The following is a 20,863-nucleotide window of genomic DNA, read 5'->3' on the forward strand; positions in this document are numbered from 1 at the left end:
ATGGTCATTAAGAGGAAGAAATGGAGTAAATTTAAATGCCACAATCAATTAATACAAAAGTTGATTTAGTTATGGAAGGAACCTCATTTTTGGGGATGACCGATTACGGGAAAATTATGATTGGTAATCACGGATTTGAATTCTTTAATGATCGCGATGTTCGGAAATTTGTTCAAGTTCCGTGGGCCGAAGTGGATTACGTCATCGTTTCGGTTATTTTTAAGGGTAAATGGATTCCAAGATTTGCCATTAAAACAAAGAAAAACGGAACCTATTCATTTTCCGCAAAGGATCCCAAAAAGGTTTTACGTGCTATTCGTAAGTATATTGATCCCAGTCATATTGTGCGTTCTTTGGGTATGTGGGATATCATTAAACGACTCTTTACAAGAAAAAGTCGCAGGTAGAGGTTAAGTAGACCACATCATTCAAAATGTGTTTGATTAAATAAAAGGGGACTTATTTTTATGATTGCATATATTATTGCAGGACATGGCGATTTTGCTGAAAGTATCATGAATTCTTCATTTATGATTTTTGGAAAACAAGAAGAGGTTCAGGCAATTAATTTTCAGCCAAATGAAGATCCGGAAGAATTAGAAGCACAGTACAAAAAAAGTGTGGCTGATTTTTCTTCGGAAGATCAGATTGTATTTTTAGTTGATTTATATGGTGGGACACCATTTAATGTGGCCACACAGATTGTGGCGGAAAATGCAGGCCGAATGACCTTGATTGCGGGTCTGAATTTACCAATGTTAGTTGAAGCATACACTGTTCGTGATCAATCAATTGACACTGTTGTCAATCACTTGGAAAAAACTGCTAAAGCAGGGGTTCGTCATTTAGAAATTCAAGATGGCGATAAATAATGCCAATGGAAATATTATTAGCGCGAGTGGATAGCCGGCTGTTACATGGACAAGTTGCTACCTCATGGACTAAAAGTGTGCATCCTAATCGCATTTTAGTGGTTTCTGACACAGTGGCAAATGACGAGCTCCGAAAGACGTTAATTACACAGGCGGCGCCAATGGGAGTTCCTACAAATGTGATCACCATTGAAAAAATGTTGCGTCTCTACCAAGAGCCAATGTTTGATTCATTTAAGGTTCTACTGTTGACGGAAACAATGCAAGATATGCTGCGTTTAGTTAAGGGTGGTGTTGATTTGCATGCGTTGGGTATCGATGTGGGCAGTTTAGCATTTTCTGAAGGCATGACCATGCTAAATGATACGATTGCAGTCGGTGAAAAAGAAGCAGATGCCATTCGTTCCTTGACTGAGTTGGGATTAAATGTGTTTGCTCAAAAAGTACCGAGTGATGGAAAGAAAGATATCTTGCCAATGCTTGAAAAAAACAAGTTGTAGTGATGAAGATTGTGTCAGTGTACTAGGCCCTGTCAAGTTGACAAATGAAATAATATAAATTTTAACATGTATCTAAATGGCTTCATTCCAGTATTCATCTGGGGTGAGGCCATTTCTTTGTGCTGAACGGTTGTGGTGATTAAAGTAGATGATTCCTTCTTCAACTAAGCTCACAAGTTCTGGATAGGTTTTCGCCATTGGGTGACGATCCATCCAGCGTAGCTTAAATTCATTCCACCAACGCTCCATTGGTGCGTTATCATAGGGCGTGCCAGGCCGTGACATACTACGTCTGACCTGGAATTGATCCATAAATTGGTTAAACGATTTCGAGGTATATGCCGTGCCTCGGTCTGTATGCACCATTGGATGCACATCGCCTGCTTGAGTAAAAGCCCGTTGAAAAACTTGAATTTCTGCGGCACTTGTTTCCGTAATGCTGAGATTATAGGCCAAAAGTCGCCGACCATAAAGATCCAAAACGCCGCTCAGGCGCACCTTGTATTCACCGTTAATACCATATGACAACTCTGTTGAGTCAGAAAGCCAGACTTGATTGGGCGCTGTCACTTTAAATTTTCGATTCAATACGTTGTCCTGAATATACTGTTCCGATTGCTTTACACGGTTATGTTTTTTCTTGCGAATCTGACAATGAATATCTAGTTCACGCATTACTCGACGGACCTGCTTAAATGTAACTGGGAAGTTAATTTGTTCATCTTGGCGTAAATTTTCCAATAAATTACCAGCTCCAATTCCTTGATGATGAAAATCAAACCAGTATTGTGCTCGTTCTTTAAGTCGTTGATCCCGTAATTCCCAAACAGTTTCTTGGCGTTTGAGTCCTTTGTTGTATGCTTGTCGGCTGACGCCGATAATTACCAGTAGCTTTGTGATTGCTCCATGATGACCTTTACTGACGTCCTTAATTGCCTGGTAAGCCAGTTGATGCTGTTTTTTCACCCCTTGTACCGTAGTTCCTGAAATTTTTTTATGAAGGCCTCATAAAGTTCTTTGTCTTTTAATTGCGATTCTAACTCACGAATTCGTAAATTAGCCTTATCCAAATCTGTAAGTGCTGCTTGTTTTTTGTGATGACCACGATTATCTACGAGGAATTCATAGCCTCTTTCATGAGCCTTAAGCACCCAAGAACGTGCTTGTTGATAGGAAACCTGAAAATGAGTGGCAGCTTCGCTATAACTATGTTTATCTTTGGTTACATACTCTACAACTGCAATTCGTTCTTCAACAGTAGTTTTTCTACCCATAGTGAGGACCAACTTTCTAGATGGTGACATCGTCACCGTTTTGTCCTCATTATACCTGGAAATCCAGTTTACTAATTGACTTGTTGAACGTAAACCAAATTTAAGAGCCACTTCTGCAAGCGAATAGTCACCATTTGAATACGTGTGAATTGCCTCTAACTTTAATTTCTGTGAATAATGTTTATTCTGACGTGCTTCTTTTAATCCCTCAAAACCATCACGCTCATAACGTTTTAACCACGTTCTAAAAACATTACCATTAACATTATGTTCTCTCGAAAAGGCCTCACTAGACATTTTTGATTGCCTGAATTGCTCAAGCAAGGTTAACTTTTCAAGTTCTGTATACTTAGCTCTGGGCATACAAATATCCCTCCATAGTTATTAGATGAATTATATTATTTCATCTGACAACCATAAAGGGATTATTACACAGTGAGGGAGTGACTTACTGAGACAGTCTTTTTTTGCTGAAAAGCTAATTTATTATAAAGATTTACATGAGAATTTCTTCAAATTCCCCAATCCCCAAAAAGATTGGTAAAATAAAGAAAATAGGTTAAGTGAGGAATGAAAGAATGACGGTACATGTTAAGATTGCAGCAACGGGGCATTACGTTCCTGAACGAATTGTCGATAATTTTGAATTAAGCAAAATTATGGATACTAGCGATGAATGGATTCAGATGCATACAGGAATTCAAACGCGCCACTTTGCCATGCATAATGAGAACACATCTGATTTATGTGTGCAGGTGGGAAACCAACTTTTAAATAAGAGTGGGTTGAAAGCAACAGACATTGACTTGATTTTGGTTTCAACAATCACACCTGATAGTTTAACGCCAGCAACAGCTTGTATTGTTCAGGATAAGCTTGGAGCTAACAATGCGTTTGCAATGGATATTTCAGCAGCTTGTGCTGGTTTTGTATTTGGATTAAGTACAGCCGAAAAGTTCTTAAGATCTGGCCGGTACCACAATGCACTCGTTATAAGTGGCGAAACCAATTCTAAGATGATGGATTTCACAGATCGAACTTCCGCAGTCTTCTTTGGGGATGGCGCTGGTGGCGCACTTTTAGAAGTGACGGAAAACCCTGAAGAAGAATTTTTTGTTGATGAAAAATTGCAGAGTGTTGGAAGCCAACATCAAACCATTCACAGTGGCAGAATTGCTCCCATTCAAGAAATAGCAGCAACTAACTATCCAAAACTAGATGCCTTCTATCAAGATGGGCGGTCCGTATTTTCATTTGCGACTGAAACTGTGCCGACGCAAATGAAACAAATTTTGAGTAAGAATCAGTTAAACGCAGATACAATTGACGCGGTTATTTGTCATCAAGCCAATCTTCGGATTATCGAAAAAATTAGCGATGTATTGGCAATTCCAATGTCTAAGTTTCCGGTCAATGTCACGGAGTATGGCAATACCTCATCAGCTGGAATACCAATGGCCTTAGATCAATTAAAACGTGATCCAAAACGGTCAAAAAAGGTTTTATTAACTGGATTTGGGGCTGGTCTCGATTATGCGAGCATGTTGATTAGCTTCTAGGAGGTTATCAGAATTGAAGTTAGAAGATCTCAATAAATTATTAGATAAATTAGAACAAATGAATTTTAGTGAGGTAGAACTTGAAATTGACCAAACTAAAATTCATGTAAAAAAGGGGTTTGATGCCACAACTAAACAAATGGTTTCAGTTAAACCAGAGCAAAGTCAAAGGGATGTAACTTCTGATGAGTTTGTCATTAAAAGTCCCATGGTGGGAATTGTGCACTTCGAAACACCTTTGAAAAATGGCCAGAAAGTGAGTGCCGGTGATGTCGTCGCTCAAATTGAAAGTATGAAATTATTTAATGATGTCACTAGTCCGCGTGGTGGTCTAATTGATGACGTAAGGGTTCAAGATGGTGATTCAGTTGAGTTTGACCAGCCATTATTATCAATAAAAAAGGATAAGTAATTATGTTTAAAAAAGTATTGATTGCGAATCGTGGCGAAATTGCCGTGCGTATCATTAAAGCATGCCATCAATTGAATATCGTAGCTGTGGCTGTATATTCAACAGCCGATCGACAAGCACAATTTGTAAGGCTTGCTGATGAATCTGTCTGCATTGGCCCAGCTAGTGCAAAAAATTCCTATCTTAATCGAGAAGCAATTCTAATGGCCGGAATCAATACAAATGCGGATGCAGTTCATCCAGGATATGGTTTTTTATCTGAAGATGAACTGTTTGCACAAATGTGTGAAGAATGTGGTATGACGTGGATTGGTCCCCAAGCTAGTCTTATTCATGATTTTTCAGACAAAACAAATTCACGAAGAATTGCTAAACAGCGGGGATTGCCCATTATTCCAGGCTCAGGCATGATTACTAGTGAGACTCAGTTGTATGATCAAGCAAACAAGCTAGGGTATCCAATATTATTGAAAGCTAGTCATGGCGGGGGTGGTAAGGGAATTCGCATGGCACATTCTGCCAAAGAGTTGTTTGCTAAATATCAAATTGTGAAAGAAGAGGCAGATTCCTCCTTTTTAGACGGGTCGATTTATTTGGAAAGGGATTTTGAAGATGCTCGTCATATTGAAGTTCAAGTGTTAGGACTACCGGATAAACTCTTAATTTTAGGTGATCGGGATTGCAGTTTACAACGTCATCGCCAAAAAATTATTGAAGAAAGTAATGCTAGTGTACTGACAAAACCAGAGCGCCAAGAACTTTACAAACTGGTCCACCAGTTATTGGATGATGCCAATTATCAAAGTCTTGGCACAGTCGAATTTTTGTTGGTTCAACACCAGTTTTATTTTCTGGAGATGAATACCCGCTTACAAGTGGAACATAGTATCACTGAAGAAACCAGTGGTGTTGATATTGTTCAAGCCCAAATAAAAGCTGCGGCACATAATTCTTTAGGATTTTCCTATGTAACTTTTGATGGTCATGCCATTGAATGCCGATTAAACGCAGAAAACGATTTGACAAATTTTGTCTTTGAGACGGGAAAGTTGCAAACATTTTTAATGCCAACGGGAGTTCGTGTGGATACTGGTTTGCAGAGTGGTGATAAAGTCACCCCGTTTTATGATCGCTTATTGGCAAAAATTATTGTTTATGCTCCGGATCGGGATCAGGCGATTCGACAAATGCAAAAGGCTTTATCCCAAGTGGAAGTTTGTGGTATTGGAACAAATTTAACTGAATTAAAACGCGTGGTGGCCAGTCAAAAATTTGTTACGGATCAGTACGATATTCATTCAGTAGGTAAGCTGATGGAGGAATCAAATCATGAGTCATATGCCTGAAAAAAATAGTTGGCAAGTTTGTCAACATTGTGGGAAACATGTGCATGATTTACAGTGGGCACCGGATTTTCGGTGTCCATTTTGTGGTGTCCTGCAACGATTAACAGCTGACCAACGATTAAAAATCACAGTAGATGCTGGGAGTTGGCAAAAAATTGATTTGAAGTTTCAGACAACTAATTTTTTGAACTTTCCAGGTTATTCGGAAAAATTAAAAAGAGCAAAAACTACAACTGATGACGAAGAGGCTATTAAAATTGGGATCGCCAATATTGGTGGCTTTCCAGTAGCAATGGGTGTGATGGACAGTCACTTCATGATGGGAACTTTGAACACAACGGTAGGTAGTGCCATTAAACAAATCATGCAAATTGCAATTGAACAACAATTACCATTGATTTTTTTCGTTGCTTCCGGTGGAGCTCGAATGCAAGAAGGCATTTTTTCATTACTACAGATGAACACAATCTTAAATCAGTGGCCAGATTTGGAAACAACCAAACATGTTGTGATTAACGTTTTAACTGATCCAACGATGGGGGGTGTTTCCGCAAGTTTTGGATTTAAAGCAGATTATGTTCTGGCAGAGGATCACGCTCAAATTGGTTTTGCTGGGAAAAGAGTCATTGGCCAAACCACCCATGAAAAGCCTGCAGAGAATTTTCAAACGGCAGAAGATTTGCTGACCCATGGGTTGGTGGATCAAGTTGTAGCACGTGAGAATATGAGAACTAAGTTGATTACGCTGTTGCGTTTACATAGTGGGGATGATGTTCATGACTAAAACGCTAGAAGAAAAAATTAAGTTAATTCGTTCACCCAATCGTTTGACGGCCCGGCAAGTTATCAGGCAATTAATTTCAGATTTTTTTGAAGTTCACGGGGATCGGTTGCTGGGAGATGATCCAGCATTAACTGCTGGAATTGGGCTCTTTCACAAACAACCAGTGAATGTTTTGGGAATTAATCGGGGAAGCAACATTCAGCAACGGCGCGAATTAAATGGTGGCGCTGTGCGTGTGACTGGTTACCGCAAAGCATTACGAGTCGTTGAAGCGGCGGAGAAGTTTAAACGGCCTGTTATTTCACTCATCAACATGCCTGGCGCAGATGCCAGTGCATTTTCAGAAGAACATGGACAAAGTGAGGCAATTGCAGATCTTATTTTAAAAATGGGTCAGCTAAGCGTGCCTAACGTTGCCTTATTTTTAGGTGAAGGCCATAGTGGAGGTGCGTTAGCGTTTAGTAATGTCAATCAAATTTTAATGCTGGAAAATGCTTTGTTTTCGGTGGCTTCACCAGAAGCGGTACAAGCCATTTTAAAAAACCGGAACAAAACACAAGATGCCAGTGAGTTTATGCCAATGACTGCTCAGCAATTAAAAGAAATCGGGTTAGTAGATCAGATAGTAGTGGAGTCCCCGTCGAATACTTTGATGGACAGGATAGATAAAGCTATAGTAAATTCTTTGAACGAACTAGAGAAATTGAATGGCTTGCAGTTAAAGACGCAACGGTTTAAGAAATTTGAAAATATTACGCAAATATAGCTTATTTCAAGCAAAAAAAGAGAAGTACTTCAATAAAAGTTGAAGTGCTTCTCTTTTTTGTTTGGTTAAACGTTATGGTCCAGTTGGGGCGCCTGTATAAGAACTGTCACTGCTAGAGGTGCTATATCCATATGAGTCAGTACTAGTACTAGTCGATGTGCTGGCAGAACTCTGCTCACTAGTCGATGAACTGGTTGTATCTGTGCTTGAGCTTGAAGCTGTGAGCTTTTTAGTTTTGGACAGCCCTAATTCTTTTCGAATCTTATTTGAAATTTTCCGACGTTCGGCCATGGAAGCAACTTGATAAGATAAACCGTCAATTGTTTCGCTTGTTCCTTCCAATGTGTCAGACTTAACATGATGAGAGGCGTTCTTGTAATCGAAACGCAGTGCCAACATATCGTTGAAAGTTAGATTCGTTTTCATGTTCTTTTGGATAGAATTCATAATCTTTTGGAAACGAGTGACTGATGAGATTGAGAGGGCCTTTTTAACAATGGCCAAAATGACTTGGCGTTGTCGTTTTTGACGACCGTAATCACCGTTAGGATCATCGTAACGCATTCTTGAATAAGAAAGGGCTTCTTTACCTGTCAGATGAGTTTTAACACCTTTTTTCACGTTGGCTGAACCATATTTAAAGGTTAGAGGTGGTGTGACATCTACACCGCCAACTGAATTAACTAGTTCTTTAAGACCACCCATATTCATCACAACATAAAAATCGATTGGCACATCAAGTAAATTTTGAACTGTCTTAATCGATTGGGTTGCGCCGCCAATATTATACGCAGCGTTGATTTTTTGAGTCGTGTTATTAATGGTGACTTCCGTATCACGCGGAATACTTGTCATATAGGTCGTCTTTTTTTGAGCGTTTAATGAGGCCACAATCATTGTGTCACTCAAGCCTTTGTTTTTTCGTCCAAGGGCACCAGTATCGGTTCCCAAAATTAAAACGTTAAGTGGGTCCTTATTTTTGATTACCTTTGCAACGTTTCGAACGGTCGGTGTTTTTACTTTTTGATATGCCTGTTTTGCTGTTTTTTGGGCACTTGTGTACATGGTGTAAGCTTTAACACCACCAGCGGCCAATAAAAGCAGAGCAATAATGCCAATACTCCACCAAATTTTTTTGTGCGATTTTTTAGAGCTCTTCATGTGTTTCTCACTCACTAAGGTGAACCTCTTTTCAATTATTTAATTTTAAAAATTAAAACGTTTTCCTCGTGGTTACATCATATTTTGGCGGCCTTTTTATGAAAACAAGCTATGAAAATATGCTATACTAATCATTGTTGCACTTATCATACACCATCTAGGGAAGGGATAAAATCACAATTTTTATACATAGTATTCAAGGCGTTATCATAATTATTGTGATGATTGCCGTTGGATATATTCTGTCTTGGCGAAAGTGGTTTGATGAAAGTTCCTCAAAACTGATCGCAAAATTAGTTACTCAAATTGCTTTGCCTGCCTACATGATTAGCACGATTACAAATGATTTTACTGCAAAAAAGCTACTAAGTACACTACCAGATTTGCGTTTTCCGGTTTTGTCGATGTTAATTTTATTTGCATTAGCTGCTGTTTTGTACCGGGTCATGCAAATAAAAGAGCAACATAAGGGACTATTTGAATCAATGTTTTTAAATTCTAACACAGTTTTCATTGGGTTACCTGTGAATATGGCACTTTTTGGGAACCGCAGCTTACCATATGTGTTAGTTTATTATATGGCAAACACCACAATCTTTTGGACGTTAGGTGTTTGGCTGATTCAACGGGATGGTACGGAAACTGAAAAATTCAGTTTAAAGACGACATTAGGGAAGATCTTTTCACCACCGCTTCTCGGTTTTATTTTGGGTGTGTTGTTGGTTATTTTTCATATCCAACTCCCACAATTTATCTTAACGGATTGCCAGTACATTGGCGGATTAACAATCCCACTATCTATGTTCTTTATTGGGATTGCGATTCAACGAGCTGGTATTCAAAACGTCAAAATTAACCGTGATAGTTTAGGGGTTTTGTCTGGAAGATTTATTTTTGCGCCCATTCTCATGAGTCTTTTGGTATTGCCAATGCCTGTGCCAGTGTTAATGAAACAAGTTTTCATTTTACAGTCTGCAATGCCAGTTATGACAAACGCACCAGTGGTTGCAAAATTATATCATGCCGATGAAAAGTATGCGGCCATCATGGTTACGGAAACCACACTTTTGAGTTTGATTGTCATTCCATTATTAATGATGTTTGTTAAGTCTGGATTGGTTACTTAAGATTTTGTAAAGATATAGTAGGAAAAGAACTTTAGTTTAAAATATTTGGGAGATAATAAAGAAATTGAGAAAAACAGTCGGTTACATTAGTTTTTCAACTTTAATGTTTAGTTTGATGGAGATTGCCTTAAAAATGGCGGGCGGCGCATTTGATCCAATTCAATTGAATCTGATTCGTTTTGCAGTAGGTGGATTAGTTTTACTACCAATCGCTTTGAATTCTCTAAAAAAACAGCAACGTAAGCTGAATTGGAAAGATTTAAGGTTGTTCGGGATTACTGGATTTATCTGTGTCATCATTAGTATGACATTGTATCAATTGGCAATTGTTTATTCACCGGCAGCAACAGTTGCAGTATTGTTTAGTTGCAATCCAGTGTTTGCCTTAATTTTTTCGTATTTAATCTTGCATGAACGTTTAGGACGTGCTAATTTAATTTCAGTAGTTGTTTCAGTAATCGGACTGTTGGTTATTGTTAACCCTGCACATTTAACAAATGTCGTGGGACTAACCTTAGGGGTCACTTCGGCATTAACGTTTGGGTTATACAGTATCATTTCCCGTTATGGTTCTCAAAAACGAGATTTAAACGGGATCGTAATGACTTGTTTTACCTTTTTAACCGGGACAGTTGAGTTGTTGGCCATTGTCTTGTTAACGCATGTTTCAGCTATCGGTCGTTCAATGGGTCAAGTTAGTTATCTTAAGCAGTTTGTCAATATTCCCGTTTTCGAGAATATTAGTTGGCAGTACTTACCATTGCTCTTCTTCATTGGTGTTTGTGTCACTGGTGGTGGATTTGCATTTTACTTCTTGGCAATGGAGACATCAGATGTTTCAACTGCTTCACTTGTATTCTTTATCAAACCAGCACTGGCACCTGTACTGGCAGCACTGATTTTGAGTGAACAAATTACATTACCAACCATTATTGGAATTGTGATTATTTTGATGGGATCAGTGATTACATTTATTGGTAATCGTTCTAAATCAATTCGTTCCGAAATGGGACAACCAGTTTATCCTGAAAAAGAAGATCAAACTGATTCAAATGACTTAATTGGAAAAGTCGAAAGCTTTAATTCAAATGTTGAAGATGAGGATTAAAAATGACGGATTTAGTCTTATTGCGACATGGTCAAAGTGTAGCTAACCGCGATAATGTCTATACAGGCTGGAGTGATGTACCACTTACCGAACAGGGTAGGCAAGAAGCACATAAAGCTGGTAATCTTATTTTGCAAACGGGGATTCAGTTTGAGGATGTCCATACCTCGATGCTAAAAAGAGCAATCACCACTGCAGACATTGTGATGGATGAGATGCATCAAAATTGGTTGCCAATTCATAAAACATGGCGTTTAAATGAACGGCATTATGGGGCTTTACGTGGACAAAATAAGGACGAAACCCGAAAAACATATGGTGTCCATCAGGTTGCTTTGTGGCGACGAAGTTTTAAAGCCGTCCCACCACTTTTAACGACAACTGAATCAGATCGTCGCTACGTGGAGTTGGGTGATGTTGAGCCACGGGGCGAGAGCCTTGAAATGGCCTATAATCGGTTACTGCCGTATTGGATGGATAAGATTGCACCAAAGCTTTTAGAAGGTAAAAATCAGCTTGTTGTGGCTCATGGAAGTACCTTGCGAGCCTTAATTAAATATTTGGAACAAATTAGTGACGAAGGTATCGATGGGGTTGAAGTCGCTAATGGAGAACCCATTATTTATCAATTCGATGAAGAATTAAATATTATTAGTAAAGAAGTTTTAGACTAAATTAGTAAGGGCGGGTGACCTCTGAATTTCAGAGGTGCCTGTCTTTTTTGATTATCTGATGTTGGTTTAGAAAGGTAGAAAACTACATAATACAGAACTAACAAAAAATAGGTAAAGCTGTCAGTCAGAAATTCACCTGACTTTCGCTTCACCTATTTTTATCGAACTAATCGCTTTGTTTCGTTCACTAATGGACAGTTCCACACAGCAGTTTCATAATTATAAGTAAGATTCCTGCGGGATTGCGATCCCCACCTCCATCTCACTTATAATTACGAAATTAAACACCGTGTTTCACTCACTATTAGGACAACTCCACAACACAAGTCCAAATAAATAAGAACGCCTACAGCAGGAATTCTCCTGCTTACAGCGCTCTTATTTATTTGGACTTTAACGTGTTGTTTCGTTCATTAATCCTTATATGCCAATGCACCCATTGGATCCCATGGCAATAATTGAGTTGGTTCCTCTGCTTGTGCCTTACGTTGGTCTTCTGTTAAGAATTGTTTGTCCACAACGACTTGGTAGCAATATTCGCTCATCCATTCGTCAGTCATGACCATATAACCCTTAGTTCCAACTTTTTCGCCCCAGCTGTTTTCGACTTTCCATTTCTTTGGTTCGCCGTCAACCAAGTCAACACCAGTAATAACCATCGCGTGAGTCATCAAGCTTTCGCTGTAATCCAAACGTTCTGCCTTAGACATTGATAAATCAATATCAAACAAAGCTTCTTCATCGTAAACGCCAAGATCCAATAAACCACGTTTTCTTGGTTCTGAATGCTGACCGACATCACAACCAAACCAAACACTATGACCAGCCTTAAGTTGGTTGATAGCAGCTTGCTTGAAGTCATGCATATTTAAGTTTAAATGCTTAACCTGACGACCACCCACAACATTACCCAACATTTCGATTGAGTATGTGTGGTTAAATGGTTTGTCATCTGTAGGCGCATTGATGATTGAAACATAGTTCTTAAGGTCCCAACCAACAAACTTTTCAAAGAATGACTTAGGTGTTAATCCAGCTTCACGATGGAAGTTTTTGTCATCATCACGGTATTCCCAGTCAAATGTTGTAGGTGGTTCACCAAAGCTGTATGAAGCCATGCGGTAAACTTCTTCCAACATTTTTTCTTTACGTGACTGAACTTGCTCATCTGAAGTTTCAGCATTGTTGACAAGTTCGCGTAATTCAACGGCATCTTTACGAAGTTTTTCGTTTAATAAAGTGTTGAATTCGTTTGATTTGTTACTGTTGTAAGTTTCGGGGTAAACAGATTCAGGGACAATGCCATATTTATCAATGAGGGCACATAACATGTCCCATTGACCACCATCACCTTGAGGTTCGTTTAACAACCATGAAACCTTACGATCTGAGGTTGGTTTGTCAGCAGTAGCGATGACATTTTCGTAGAACCAGTTTGACTTTTCAAACTTGTCCCAGAAGAAAGTGTAGTTTTGAGAAAGTTCAAAATCTTTGATCTTGAATTCTTCAGATAAATGATGACGCATCGTGTTCAATGCGGCAAACATCCAACAACGGCCACTTTGCTTCTGATTGGCAACAGCACCTGTCTCTAAGTCAATTGAGAAAACGGGACTGAAATCAGCACCGCCACGAAGGCCTTCGCTAGCCGCTAAGATACCGTTCTTAGTAACCGCGCGTTCAAGGACTTTAGACTTGTTTTGTTCGTTATAATTTTTTGCGTAACGAGCAACTTGATCTTTAGAAATACTATTATTACTCAATTTGTTCACTCCTAACCTTTAATATATAAACATTGTAGTCGAAAAAGAATAATTAGTAAATGCTTAAATCTTGATTAAAAACTCTTTAGGGACGGGCTTGAATAACCTCGGGACCGTTCTGGCGACCCACAATGATGGTATTCACCATATCTAAGAACAGGCCCTGTTCAACGATCCCAACCTGTTTGATCAGATAATCAGCCAATTCGTGAGGATGTTCAATTTTGCCTAGATGTAAGTCGATGACGTAGTTTTTTGAATCGGTTAGGACATTTTTGCCAGCCTCGTCTAATCGAAATTCAGGATGGAGGTTTTTAGCGGCAAGCTTTTTATAAACCTGTTGACTACCATAGGGAATGACTTCTAAAGGAAGTGGAAATTTTCCAAGCGTCTGAACCATTTTTGATTCATCCACAATCCACATGACTTTTGTTGAGTTAGTTGCGACAATTTTTTCAAAAAGATGAGCCGCACCGCCACCTTTAATGCCCTGAAAATCTGCACTAATTTCGTCGGCTCCATCAATTGTGAGATCAATGTGGTCAACTTCATCAACCGACTTTACTTCGATGCCCAGTGATCCGGCCTGTTTAGCTGTCCGATTAGAGGTAGGGACCCCAATAACATGAAGATTTTCGTTTTTTACACGTTCACCTAGGGCATCAACCATGAATTTTACGGTTGATCCAGTTCCAAGACCCACAACGGTGTTATCTTGAATAAATTTGACAGCTTCTTGACCAACTAATTTTTTGAGTTCATTTTGATCCATTACTTTTCTCCTTTTCTTTTTGAACTTCTGCTTCCGAATGATTTTCAATTAAAGCTTGGTATTCCAAGTGCTTTTTCAAATAAGCACGGGCATATGGACAGAGTGGATAGATTTTCTTGTTCTGTTGTTTTGCAAAATTTAGCATTTCAATCATGAGCTGCTGTGCCATGCCTTGCCCACGTAATGCTGGATTCACAAAAACTTGTTCAATAACTAAGGTTTGGTCATCACGGATTGGAAAATAGGTGACGCACCCGCCAATTTTATCTTGATAGTTAAAACTAATTTTCTGACCATCATTAGTGAATTTCATCCCAACACTTCCTTGTCAAATTGTTAATTCCCCTTAATTGTCACCTCCGAATTTTGCAAAGTCAATTAGGAAACTTAAATTTCCCTATTTTTTAAATGAATTAGTTTACAAAACGGCATTTCAAACGGATAATATACAAAGATTGAACCTTTTAATGCGAAATTAATCATTAGATGAATAAGAAGGGAATTTTTAAGTATGAAGCGTGGTTTTGAAATTGTTTCTAAATATCAAGATAAAAATCTCAATCTTCCATATCGATCCACAGAGCACGCAGCGGGTTATGATTTTGAGGCGGCTGAAGATTTTGTTTTACCCTCTATTTGGAAAGGTAACTTTTTAAAGGTGCTCTGGTCACTACATCATAAGCGACCAGTCAGTGAAACTGACTTGGTGAATGGTAGTAAGGACCTAAAGCCTTTCTTGGTTCCAACCGGAATTAAAGCATATATGCAAGATGACGAGTTTTTGTTGGCCGCAAATCGTTCTAGCAGTCCTTTGAAACGAGGAGTGATACTGCCAAATGGTGTAGGGATTATTGATGCGGATTACTATAATAATGCTGGCAATGAAGGTGAAATTTACTTTCAACTCATTAATATGGGGTTAAGAGATATTACCATTAAAAAAGGTGAACGGATTGGACAGGGAATCTTCATGTCCTATTTACAGGCCGACGGAAAAGATGAACGAGCTGAAAAACGAGTAGGTGGTTTTGGTTCATCTGGTAAGTAGTTAGTTAAAGATTTATAAAGATATTTTCAAACCAATTGTTTTGGTAAGAATATGCTAAAATTGAAGGGAGCAGATACTACTATGGCAAAAGAAAAGACTCAGTTTGTCTGTCAAAATTGTGGCTACGTTTCGCCTCGATTTTTAGGCCGGTGTCCAAGTTGTGGTCAATGGAACACTTTGGTTGAAGAGCGGGTTGAAAGCGAAAAAGTTAATCACAAAGCTCGAGTTAGTTTCGAAGGTAACCGAGCCAAACCGCAACTAATTAGCCAAGTTGATATGAGTGAAACTCCCCGTGTAAAAACAGGTTTGGATGAGTTTAACCGAGTTTTAGGCGGTGGTATTGTAACTGGATCACTTGTTTTGATTGGTGGTGATCCAGGAATCGGAAAATCAACATTGCTTTTGCAAATTTCTGGTCAACTAAGCGAAACAAAGCATCGCGTTTTATATGTATCTGGGGAAGAAAGTGCTGCCCAAATCAAAATGCGTGCCGACCGTTTACATGTTGCTAGTGAGAATTTTTATTTGTTCCCAGAAACTGACATGAATAGCATCCAAGCGGCTATCAAAGAACTCAAACCAACCTATGTGATTATCGATTCGATTCAGACAATGCAGGAGCCGGATATCCAATCTGCTGTTGGTAGTGTAGCGCAAGTTCGTGAGATCACTGCCGAACTGATGCAGATTGCAAAAACTAACAATATTACAATTTTTATTGTCGGTCATGTGACTAAGGGCGGTGCAATTGCGGGGCCGAAGATCTTGGAGCATATGGTGGATACAGTTCTTTACTTTGAAGGCGATTTGCATCACACTTATCGGATTCTTCGGGCCGTAAAGAACCGATTTGGTTCAACTAATGAACTGGGAATTTTTGAAATGCGTGAAACGGGTTTGCAAGAGGTTGCCAATCCTTCAGAAATTTTCTTGGAAGAACGGCTAAAAGATGCTACGGGTTCCGCCATCGTGGTTTCAATGGAAGGGACACGACCAATTTTGGTTGAAGTCCAAGCTTTAATCACGCCCACTACTTTTGGTAATGCAAAACGCACAGCTAGTGGACTGGATCATAACCGAGTTTCTTTGATTATGGCAGTTTTGGAAAAACGGGCTAATTTTTTGCTGCAGAACCAAGATGCGTATTTAAAAGCTGCCGGTGGTGTCAAGTTGGATGAACCGGCAATTGATTTAGCTATTGCAATTAGTATTGCGTCTAGTTACCGCGATAAGGGAACGGACCCGATGGACGCATTTGTGGGTGAAATTGGATTGACGGGTGAAATTCGCCGGGTAAACCGAATTGAACAACGGGTGGCTGAGGCTCAAAAGCTGGGCTTCAAACGTATTTATTTGCCTAAAAACAACCTTCAAGGATGGACACCACCAACTGGTATCGAGGTTGTGGGTGTCGCAACTTTGTCAGATGCGTTGCGAAGAATTTTTAAATAGTAGGTTTAAATTTGAAAGGAGGGATGTTTAATGAAAAGGAATATTATTAAGGCCGTTTTTGCGTTAGCAGGTGGTGCGCTAGGTGCTATTTTGTTACCACCATTATGGCTGTTATTGTCGTTAGGTAATCATTGGTGGCTAAGTAATTCAGTTACAAATTTCGTGGTTGGAGCAATTATTTTCTTTATTATTTCACTGTTCTTAGCCGGCTACATTGAACGATTAGTAAGTCGCTTAGAAAAACAGATTTCAAAGATTCCACCGGTCCGTTTGCTATATGGAAGCTTATCAACGGTTGTTGGGCTGGTTTTGGCAATTTTGATTTCAACATTGTTTTATCGTCAACAAATCTTCTTTTTGAATACTGTTGTACCCATCATTTTAATGTTGACTTTGGGTTACTTGGGATTTCGGATTGGAACCACACAGGCTGACGAATGGCGTAAATTGTTCACGCGTCGTAAGGAACCTGAGAATGCCAAAAACGTCTTAGATCGCAAGTATTCAGATAATTTTCATCACTATAAAATTTTGGATACCAATATTTTGATTGACGGTCGAATTTATGATTTGATTAAGACTGGTTTTATTGAGGGAACGCTACTGGTTCCTAACTTTGTTTTGTATGAATTACAATATATTGCGGATTCTTCAGACAGTATCAAACGAGTACGTGGTCGTCGTGGTTTGGATATTTTAAACAAATTACAAAGTGATCATGTTATCCCGGTGGAAATGTATGAAGGTGATTATGAAGAAATTGATGAAGTCGATAGCAAACTTATTCGATTGGCAAAGGATAAGGATGCGGTGATTGTCACCAATGACTATAATCTCAACAAAGTGAGCCAATTTCAAAATGTTCAAGTATTAAATATTAACGCTCTAGCCAATGCATTGAAACCACGGGTCATTCCTGGTGAAAACCTGCATGTGATGGTGGTTAAAAACGGAACAGAACGGCAACAAGGAGTTGCGTATTTGGATGATGGTACCATGGTTGTGGTTGAAGAAGGTAAGTACTTCATTAATCAAGAATTGGATGTTGTTGTCACAAGTGCGCTTCAAACAGATGCCGGGCGAATGATTTTCGCAAAACCGTTACATTCGACACGAGGAATTAGTGAGCGTAACTCAGAAAATAGCTAAGATTGTGGCTTTATTTATTTGAGTGGCAATTGTACAATTGATTAAGCAATAAAATGTGAAAAACTTAGAAAGAGGCGTTAATTTTGGCAAAAAGTAAGATTCGTGTTCGTTATGCACCAAGTCCTACTGGTCATTTGCATATTGGAAATGCACGAACAGCTCTGTTTAATTATCTGTTTGCACGTCATTACAAGGGCAAGTTTATTATTCGAATTGAGGATACGGATACCAGCCGTAATATCAAGGATGGTGAACGTAGTCAGCTGGACAATCTAAAATGGTTGGGGCTGGATTGGGATGAAGGTCCCGATAAGCCTGGTGATTATGGTCCTTATCGTCAGTCTGAACGAAAGGCTATATATGAACCTTTGATTCAAGAGTTGTTGGACAAAAATTTGGCTTATGAATCTTATGAGACAGAAGAAGAGCTTCAAAAACAACGTGAAGAACAAAAGGCACGTGGCGAAATGCCTCGTTATGTTTATGAATACGCTGGGATGAGCGATGACGAAATCAAAGCTAAAATTGCTGAATCTAAGGCAGCTGGTTTAGAACCAGTTATTCGTTTCCGCGTTCCAGAACACAAAACTTATACCTGGGATGACATTGTTAAGGGCAATATTTCATTTGACTCAAGTACAATTGGTGGCGATTTTGTCATTCAAAAGCGCGATGGGATGCCAACGTATAACTTTGCCGTTGTGGTGGATGACCATAAAATGGAAATCTCGCATGTCTTCCGTGGTGATGATCATGTTGCCAACACGCCAAAACAATTGATGATCTATGAAGCATTTGGCTGGCAGCCACCCAAGTTTGGTCATATGAGTTTAATCATAAATAATGAGACTGGCAAAAAGTTAAGTAAACGTGATGAGAGTGTACTTCAGTTTATCGAACAGTACCGTTCACTCGGTTATTTACCAGATGCTATGTTAAACTTCATTGTTTTGCTTGGTTGGTCACCAGTTGGTGAAAGTGAAATCTTTACCCAACGTGAATTAATTAAAATGTACGATGAAAAACGTTTGAGTAAGTCACCTGCAACTTTTGATGGCAAAAAATTGGAATGGATCAATAACCAATACGTCAAGACGGCTGATGAAGATAAAGTGATGGATTCCGCTTTGCGTCAATTGATAAAGGCTGGTAACATTGAAAAAAATCCTGAACCAGAACGGGTTGAGTGGGCACGTAAATTAATTAACGTTTATAAACGTCAAATGAGTTATACTGCGCAAATTAATGAAATGGCTGATTTGTTCTTCAATGGTCCTGATGAGATCAATGAAGAAGCGAAGCAAGAAATTTCGGCAGACACTGCCTTGCCAGTTTTAAAGGCAATGTATGCTCGGTTTGATAAGATGGAAATCTTTGATACAGTCGAAATTTTAGCTGCTATTAAGGCGGTTCAAAAAGAAACTGGTGTTAAAGGGCGTGCGTTATGGATGCCAATTCGAATTGCCATTACCCATGAAATGCATGGACCAGAATTACCAGAAACCATTGAACTTTTGGGTCAAAAGACCGCAATGTCTCACTTGAAAGCAATGATTGATGAACTGGATAAGTAATAAAAAAGGATTGTGGGAGATGAGTTTCTTCACACAATCCTTTTTTAGGTGGTTTCTGGGATATGTGATAAAATCAAAACAGAATATAAAATGAAAAGAGGCCGTTTGAATGATAAACGTTTATAATACAATGACGCGACGAAAAGAAGCGTTTCAGCCCATCACTCCCGGGATTGTGAACATGTATGTTTGTGGTCCCACTGTATATAATTACATTCATATCGGTAATGCACGTAGCATCATTGCGTTTGACACAATCCGACGCTATTTTGAGTATCGTGGTTTTAAAGTGAATTTTGTTTCTAATTTTACCGATGTTGATGATAAAATGATCAATACCGCTAAAAAAGAAGGGACAACGGTTCCCAAATTAGCTGATAAATTTATTCAGGCTTTCATGGAAGATAGTCGCGCAATTAATGTGGAACCGGCAACTATGAACCCCCGGGCAACCGAAAATATCGCAGAAATCATCGATTTTATCCAGGTTTTGCTCGATAAAGGTTATGCATATGTGTCTGACGGGGATGTTTATTATCGAACTCGCAAATTTAAAAAGTATGGTGAACTTTCGGGCCAAAATATTGATGATTTGGAACAAGGCGCCAGTGAACATGTAAATGATGAAGAAACAGCCCGTAAAGAAGATCCCATTGATTTTGCGTTATGGAAAGGTGTCAAAGCAGACGAAATTTCTTGGGAAGCACCTTGGGGTAAAGGTCGTCCGGGTTGGCACATCGAGTGTTCCGTAATGGCCACAAAGTACCTAGGTGAAACCATTGATATTCATGCTGGTGGTGAAGATTTAGAGTTTCCCCATCATGAAAATGAGATTGCACAAAGTGAGGCCAAAACTGGTAAAACCTTTTCTAATTATTGGATGCATAACGGTTTTGTCACGGTTGGCGACGAAAATGAAAAAATGAGTAAGTCGTTAGGCAACTTTGTGACTGTTCACGATATTATCAAAGAAATGGATCCCCAAATTCTCCGTTTGTTTATGGCGACTACCCAGTATCGTCGTCCAATTCAATATACACGAGAAAATTTGACTGAAGCTGGTAATAATTTAGCTAAACTGCAAAATGCCTTTGCCAATCTAAATTATCGTTATGCAGATGCAATTGATGGCGAAGATCCCGAAATAGCAACGCGGGTTAAGGAATTAACTGACGATTTCAATCAGGCTATGGATGATGATTTTAATGCCCAAAATGGGATTGCGGTTGTGTATGAATTGGCCAAAGTTTTAAATGTGTATAGTGAACGCGAAACCGTTAAACGAAACTCACTAGATTTGTTAAAAGCTCGATTTATTGAACTGGTAAGTATTTTTGGAATTAAATTAGAAGAAACAAAATTAGAAGATGAAACGATTAAACAACTCATTACACAACGCGATCAAGCCAGAGAAAACAAGGACTTTCAACGTAGTGATGAAATTCGGGATCAATTAAAAGACCAGGGAATTATCTTGGAGGACACCCCTCAAGGAACTCGGTGGAAAAGGGAATAATATCGA

Annotated in this window: 22 protein-coding genes; 16 read left to right on the top strand and 6 right to left on the bottom strand. The window is 39.0% G+C overall.

The window, feature by feature from the left end:
- The first annotated feature begins 35 nt into the window (after nt 1–35).
- From AB3217_RS02880 to AB3217_RS02890, 3 genes are read left to right on the top strand one after another with little or no spacing between them, the layout of a single operon-like run.
- Nucleotides 36–407 (top strand): DUF956 family protein, encoded by a 372-nt coding sequence (locus AB3217_RS02880; protein WP_057784543.1) that lies wholly within the window; start codon nt 36–38, stop codon nt 405–407.
- A 60-nt stretch (nt 408–467) separates the two neighbouring features.
- Entirely contained in the window at nt 468–872 is a 405-nt protein-coding gene (locus AB3217_RS02885) for a PTS sugar transporter subunit IIA (protein WP_057784542.1), read from the top strand.
- A complete protein-coding gene (locus AB3217_RS02890) occupies nt 872–1,372 on the top strand; it encodes a PTS sugar transporter subunit IIB (RefSeq protein WP_057784541.1) in 501 nt (166 codons plus the stop codon). The genes AB3217_RS02885 and AB3217_RS02890 overlap by 1 nt, the downstream gene beginning before the upstream one ends.
- Before the next feature lie 72 nt (nt 1,373–1,444).
- On the opposite strand, the gene AB3217_RS02895 is transcribed toward AB3217_RS02890, so the two are convergent.
- Entirely contained in the window at nt 1,445–2,338 is an 894-nt protein-coding gene (locus AB3217_RS02895) for an IS3 family transposase (RefSeq protein ID WP_087128590.1), read from the bottom strand.
- The gene (locus tag AB3217_RS02900; protein ID WP_100078201.1) at nt 2,335–3,009 is read right to left on the bottom strand and encodes a helix-turn-helix domain-containing protein; all 675 of its coding nucleotides are present in this window, start codon (nt 3,007–3,009) and stop codon (nt 2,335–2,337) included. Before AB3217_RS02900 ends, AB3217_RS02895 begins: the two co-directional genes overlap by 4 nt.
- A 215-nt stretch (nt 3,010–3,224) precedes the next feature.
- Here AB3217_RS02900 and AB3217_RS02905 point away from each other — a divergent pair, with 215 nt between their 5' ends.
- From AB3217_RS02905 to accA, 5 genes are read left to right on the top strand one after another with little or no spacing between them, the layout of a single operon-like run.
- A complete protein-coding gene (locus AB3217_RS02905; protein ID WP_367365653.1) occupies nt 3,225–4,205 on the top strand; it encodes a beta-ketoacyl-ACP synthase III in 981 nt (326 codons plus the stop codon).
- A gap of 13 nt (nt 4,206–4,218) precedes the next feature.
- Nucleotides 4,219–4,617 carry a biotin/lipoyl-containing protein gene (locus AB3217_RS02910; protein WP_057784539.1) on the top strand — a complete coding sequence of 133 codons (399 nt, stop codon included), beginning with the start codon at nt 4,219–4,221 and terminating at the stop codon, nt 4,615–4,617.
- A 2-nt stretch (nt 4,618–4,619) separates the two neighbouring features.
- On the top strand, nt 4,620–5,963 hold the full coding sequence (locus AB3217_RS02915; protein WP_260267857.1) for an acetyl/propionyl/methylcrotonyl-CoA carboxylase subunit alpha: 1,344 nt from the start codon (nt 4,620–4,622) through the stop codon (nt 5,961–5,963).
- The gene (locus tag AB3217_RS02920) at nt 5,947–6,747 is read left to right on the top strand and encodes an acetyl-CoA carboxylase carboxyltransferase subunit beta (RefSeq protein WP_057784537.1); all 801 of its coding nucleotides are present in this window, start codon (nt 5,947–5,949) and stop codon (nt 6,745–6,747) included. The genes AB3217_RS02915 and AB3217_RS02920 overlap by 17 nt, the downstream gene beginning before the upstream one ends.
- Complete coding sequence (gene accA / locus AB3217_RS02925) at nt 6,740–7,513, top strand: carboxyltransferase subunit alpha (RefSeq protein WP_068806221.1); 774 nt, start codon at nt 6,740–6,742, stop codon at nt 7,511–7,513. Before AB3217_RS02920 ends, accA begins: the two co-directional genes overlap by 8 nt.
- A 72-nt stretch (nt 7,514–7,585) precedes the next feature.
- Here accA and AB3217_RS02930 read toward each other — a convergent pair whose 3' ends face one another.
- The gene (locus AB3217_RS02930; RefSeq protein WP_232310796.1) at nt 7,586–8,689 is read right to left on the bottom strand and encodes an LCP family protein; all 1,104 of its coding nucleotides are present in this window, start codon (nt 8,687–8,689) and stop codon (nt 7,586–7,588) included.
- 158 nt (nt 8,690–8,847) lie between these two features.
- On the opposite strand from AB3217_RS02930, the gene AB3217_RS02935 reads away from it, so the two are divergent.
- The 3 genes from AB3217_RS02935 (at nt 8,848) to AB3217_RS02945 (ending at nt 11,583) form a co-directional block, all read left to right on the top strand.
- Nucleotides 8,848–9,801 carry an AEC family transporter gene (locus AB3217_RS02935; RefSeq protein ID WP_057784535.1) on the top strand — a complete coding sequence of 318 codons (954 nt, stop codon included), beginning with the start codon at nt 8,848–8,850 and terminating at the stop codon, nt 9,799–9,801.
- Nucleotides 9,802–9,865: 64 nt separating this feature from the next.
- A complete protein-coding gene (locus tag AB3217_RS02940) occupies nt 9,866–10,909 on the top strand; it encodes a DMT family transporter (RefSeq protein WP_260267860.1) in 1,044 nt (347 codons plus the stop codon).
- A 2-nt stretch (nt 10,910–10,911) separates the two neighbouring features.
- Nucleotides 10,912–11,583 carry a 2,3-diphosphoglycerate-dependent phosphoglycerate mutase gene (locus AB3217_RS02945; RefSeq protein WP_367365654.1) on the top strand — a complete coding sequence of 224 codons (672 nt, stop codon included), beginning with the start codon at nt 10,912–10,914 and terminating at the stop codon, nt 11,581–11,583.
- A 413-nt stretch (nt 11,584–11,996) separates the two neighbouring features.
- On the opposite strand, the gene AB3217_RS02950 is transcribed toward AB3217_RS02945, so the two are convergent.
- From AB3217_RS02950 to AB3217_RS02960, 3 genes are all read right to left on the bottom strand, one after another.
- Entirely contained in the window at nt 11,997–13,346 is a 1,350-nt protein-coding gene (locus AB3217_RS02950; protein ID WP_057784532.1) for an aminopeptidase C, read from the bottom strand.
- A gap of 85 nt (nt 13,347–13,431) precedes the next feature.
- Nucleotides 13,432–14,118, bottom strand: coding sequence for a ribose-5-phosphate isomerase RpiA (gene rpiA, locus AB3217_RS02955; RefSeq protein WP_057784531.1), 687 nt, complete (start codon nt 14,116–14,118; stop codon nt 13,432–13,434).
- Complete coding sequence (locus tag AB3217_RS02960) at nt 14,105–14,431, bottom strand: GNAT family N-acetyltransferase (RefSeq protein WP_057784530.1); 327 nt, start codon at nt 14,429–14,431, stop codon at nt 14,105–14,107. The genes rpiA and AB3217_RS02960 overlap by 14 nt, the downstream gene beginning before the upstream one ends.
- Before the next feature lie 198 nt (nt 14,432–14,629).
- On the opposite strand from AB3217_RS02960, the gene AB3217_RS02965 reads away from it, so the two are divergent.
- From AB3217_RS02965 to cysS, 5 genes are all read left to right on the top strand, one after another.
- Nucleotides 14,630–15,166 (top strand): dUTP diphosphatase, encoded by a 537-nt coding sequence (locus AB3217_RS02965; protein ID WP_057784529.1) that lies wholly within the window; start codon nt 14,630–14,632, stop codon nt 15,164–15,166.
- Between the two features lie 81 nt (nt 15,167–15,247).
- Entirely contained in the window at nt 15,248–16,618 is a 1,371-nt protein-coding gene (gene radA / locus AB3217_RS02970; protein ID WP_057784528.1) for a DNA repair protein RadA, read from the top strand.
- A 30-nt stretch (nt 16,619–16,648) separates the two neighbouring features.
- The gene (locus tag AB3217_RS02975) at nt 16,649–17,767 is read left to right on the top strand and encodes a PIN/TRAM domain-containing protein (protein WP_068806213.1); all 1,119 of its coding nucleotides are present in this window, start codon (nt 16,649–16,651) and stop codon (nt 17,765–17,767) included.
- A gap of 83 nt (nt 17,768–17,850) precedes the next feature.
- Nucleotides 17,851–19,341 (top strand): glutamate--tRNA ligase, encoded by a 1,491-nt coding sequence (gene gltX, locus AB3217_RS02980; RefSeq protein ID WP_057784526.1) that lies wholly within the window; start codon nt 17,851–17,853, stop codon nt 19,339–19,341.
- A gap of 109 nt (nt 19,342–19,450) precedes the next feature.
- Nucleotides 19,451–20,857, top strand: coding sequence for a cysteine--tRNA ligase (gene cysS / locus AB3217_RS02985; protein WP_260274835.1), 1,407 nt, complete (start codon nt 19,451–19,453; stop codon nt 20,855–20,857).
- Nucleotides 20,858–20,863: the final 6 nt, after the last annotated feature.

Origin of the sequence: Pediococcus parvulus, assembly GCF_964063155.1 — a bacterium.
Classification (GTDB): domain Bacteria; phylum Bacillota; class Bacilli; order Lactobacillales; family Lactobacillaceae; genus Pediococcus; species Pediococcus parvulus.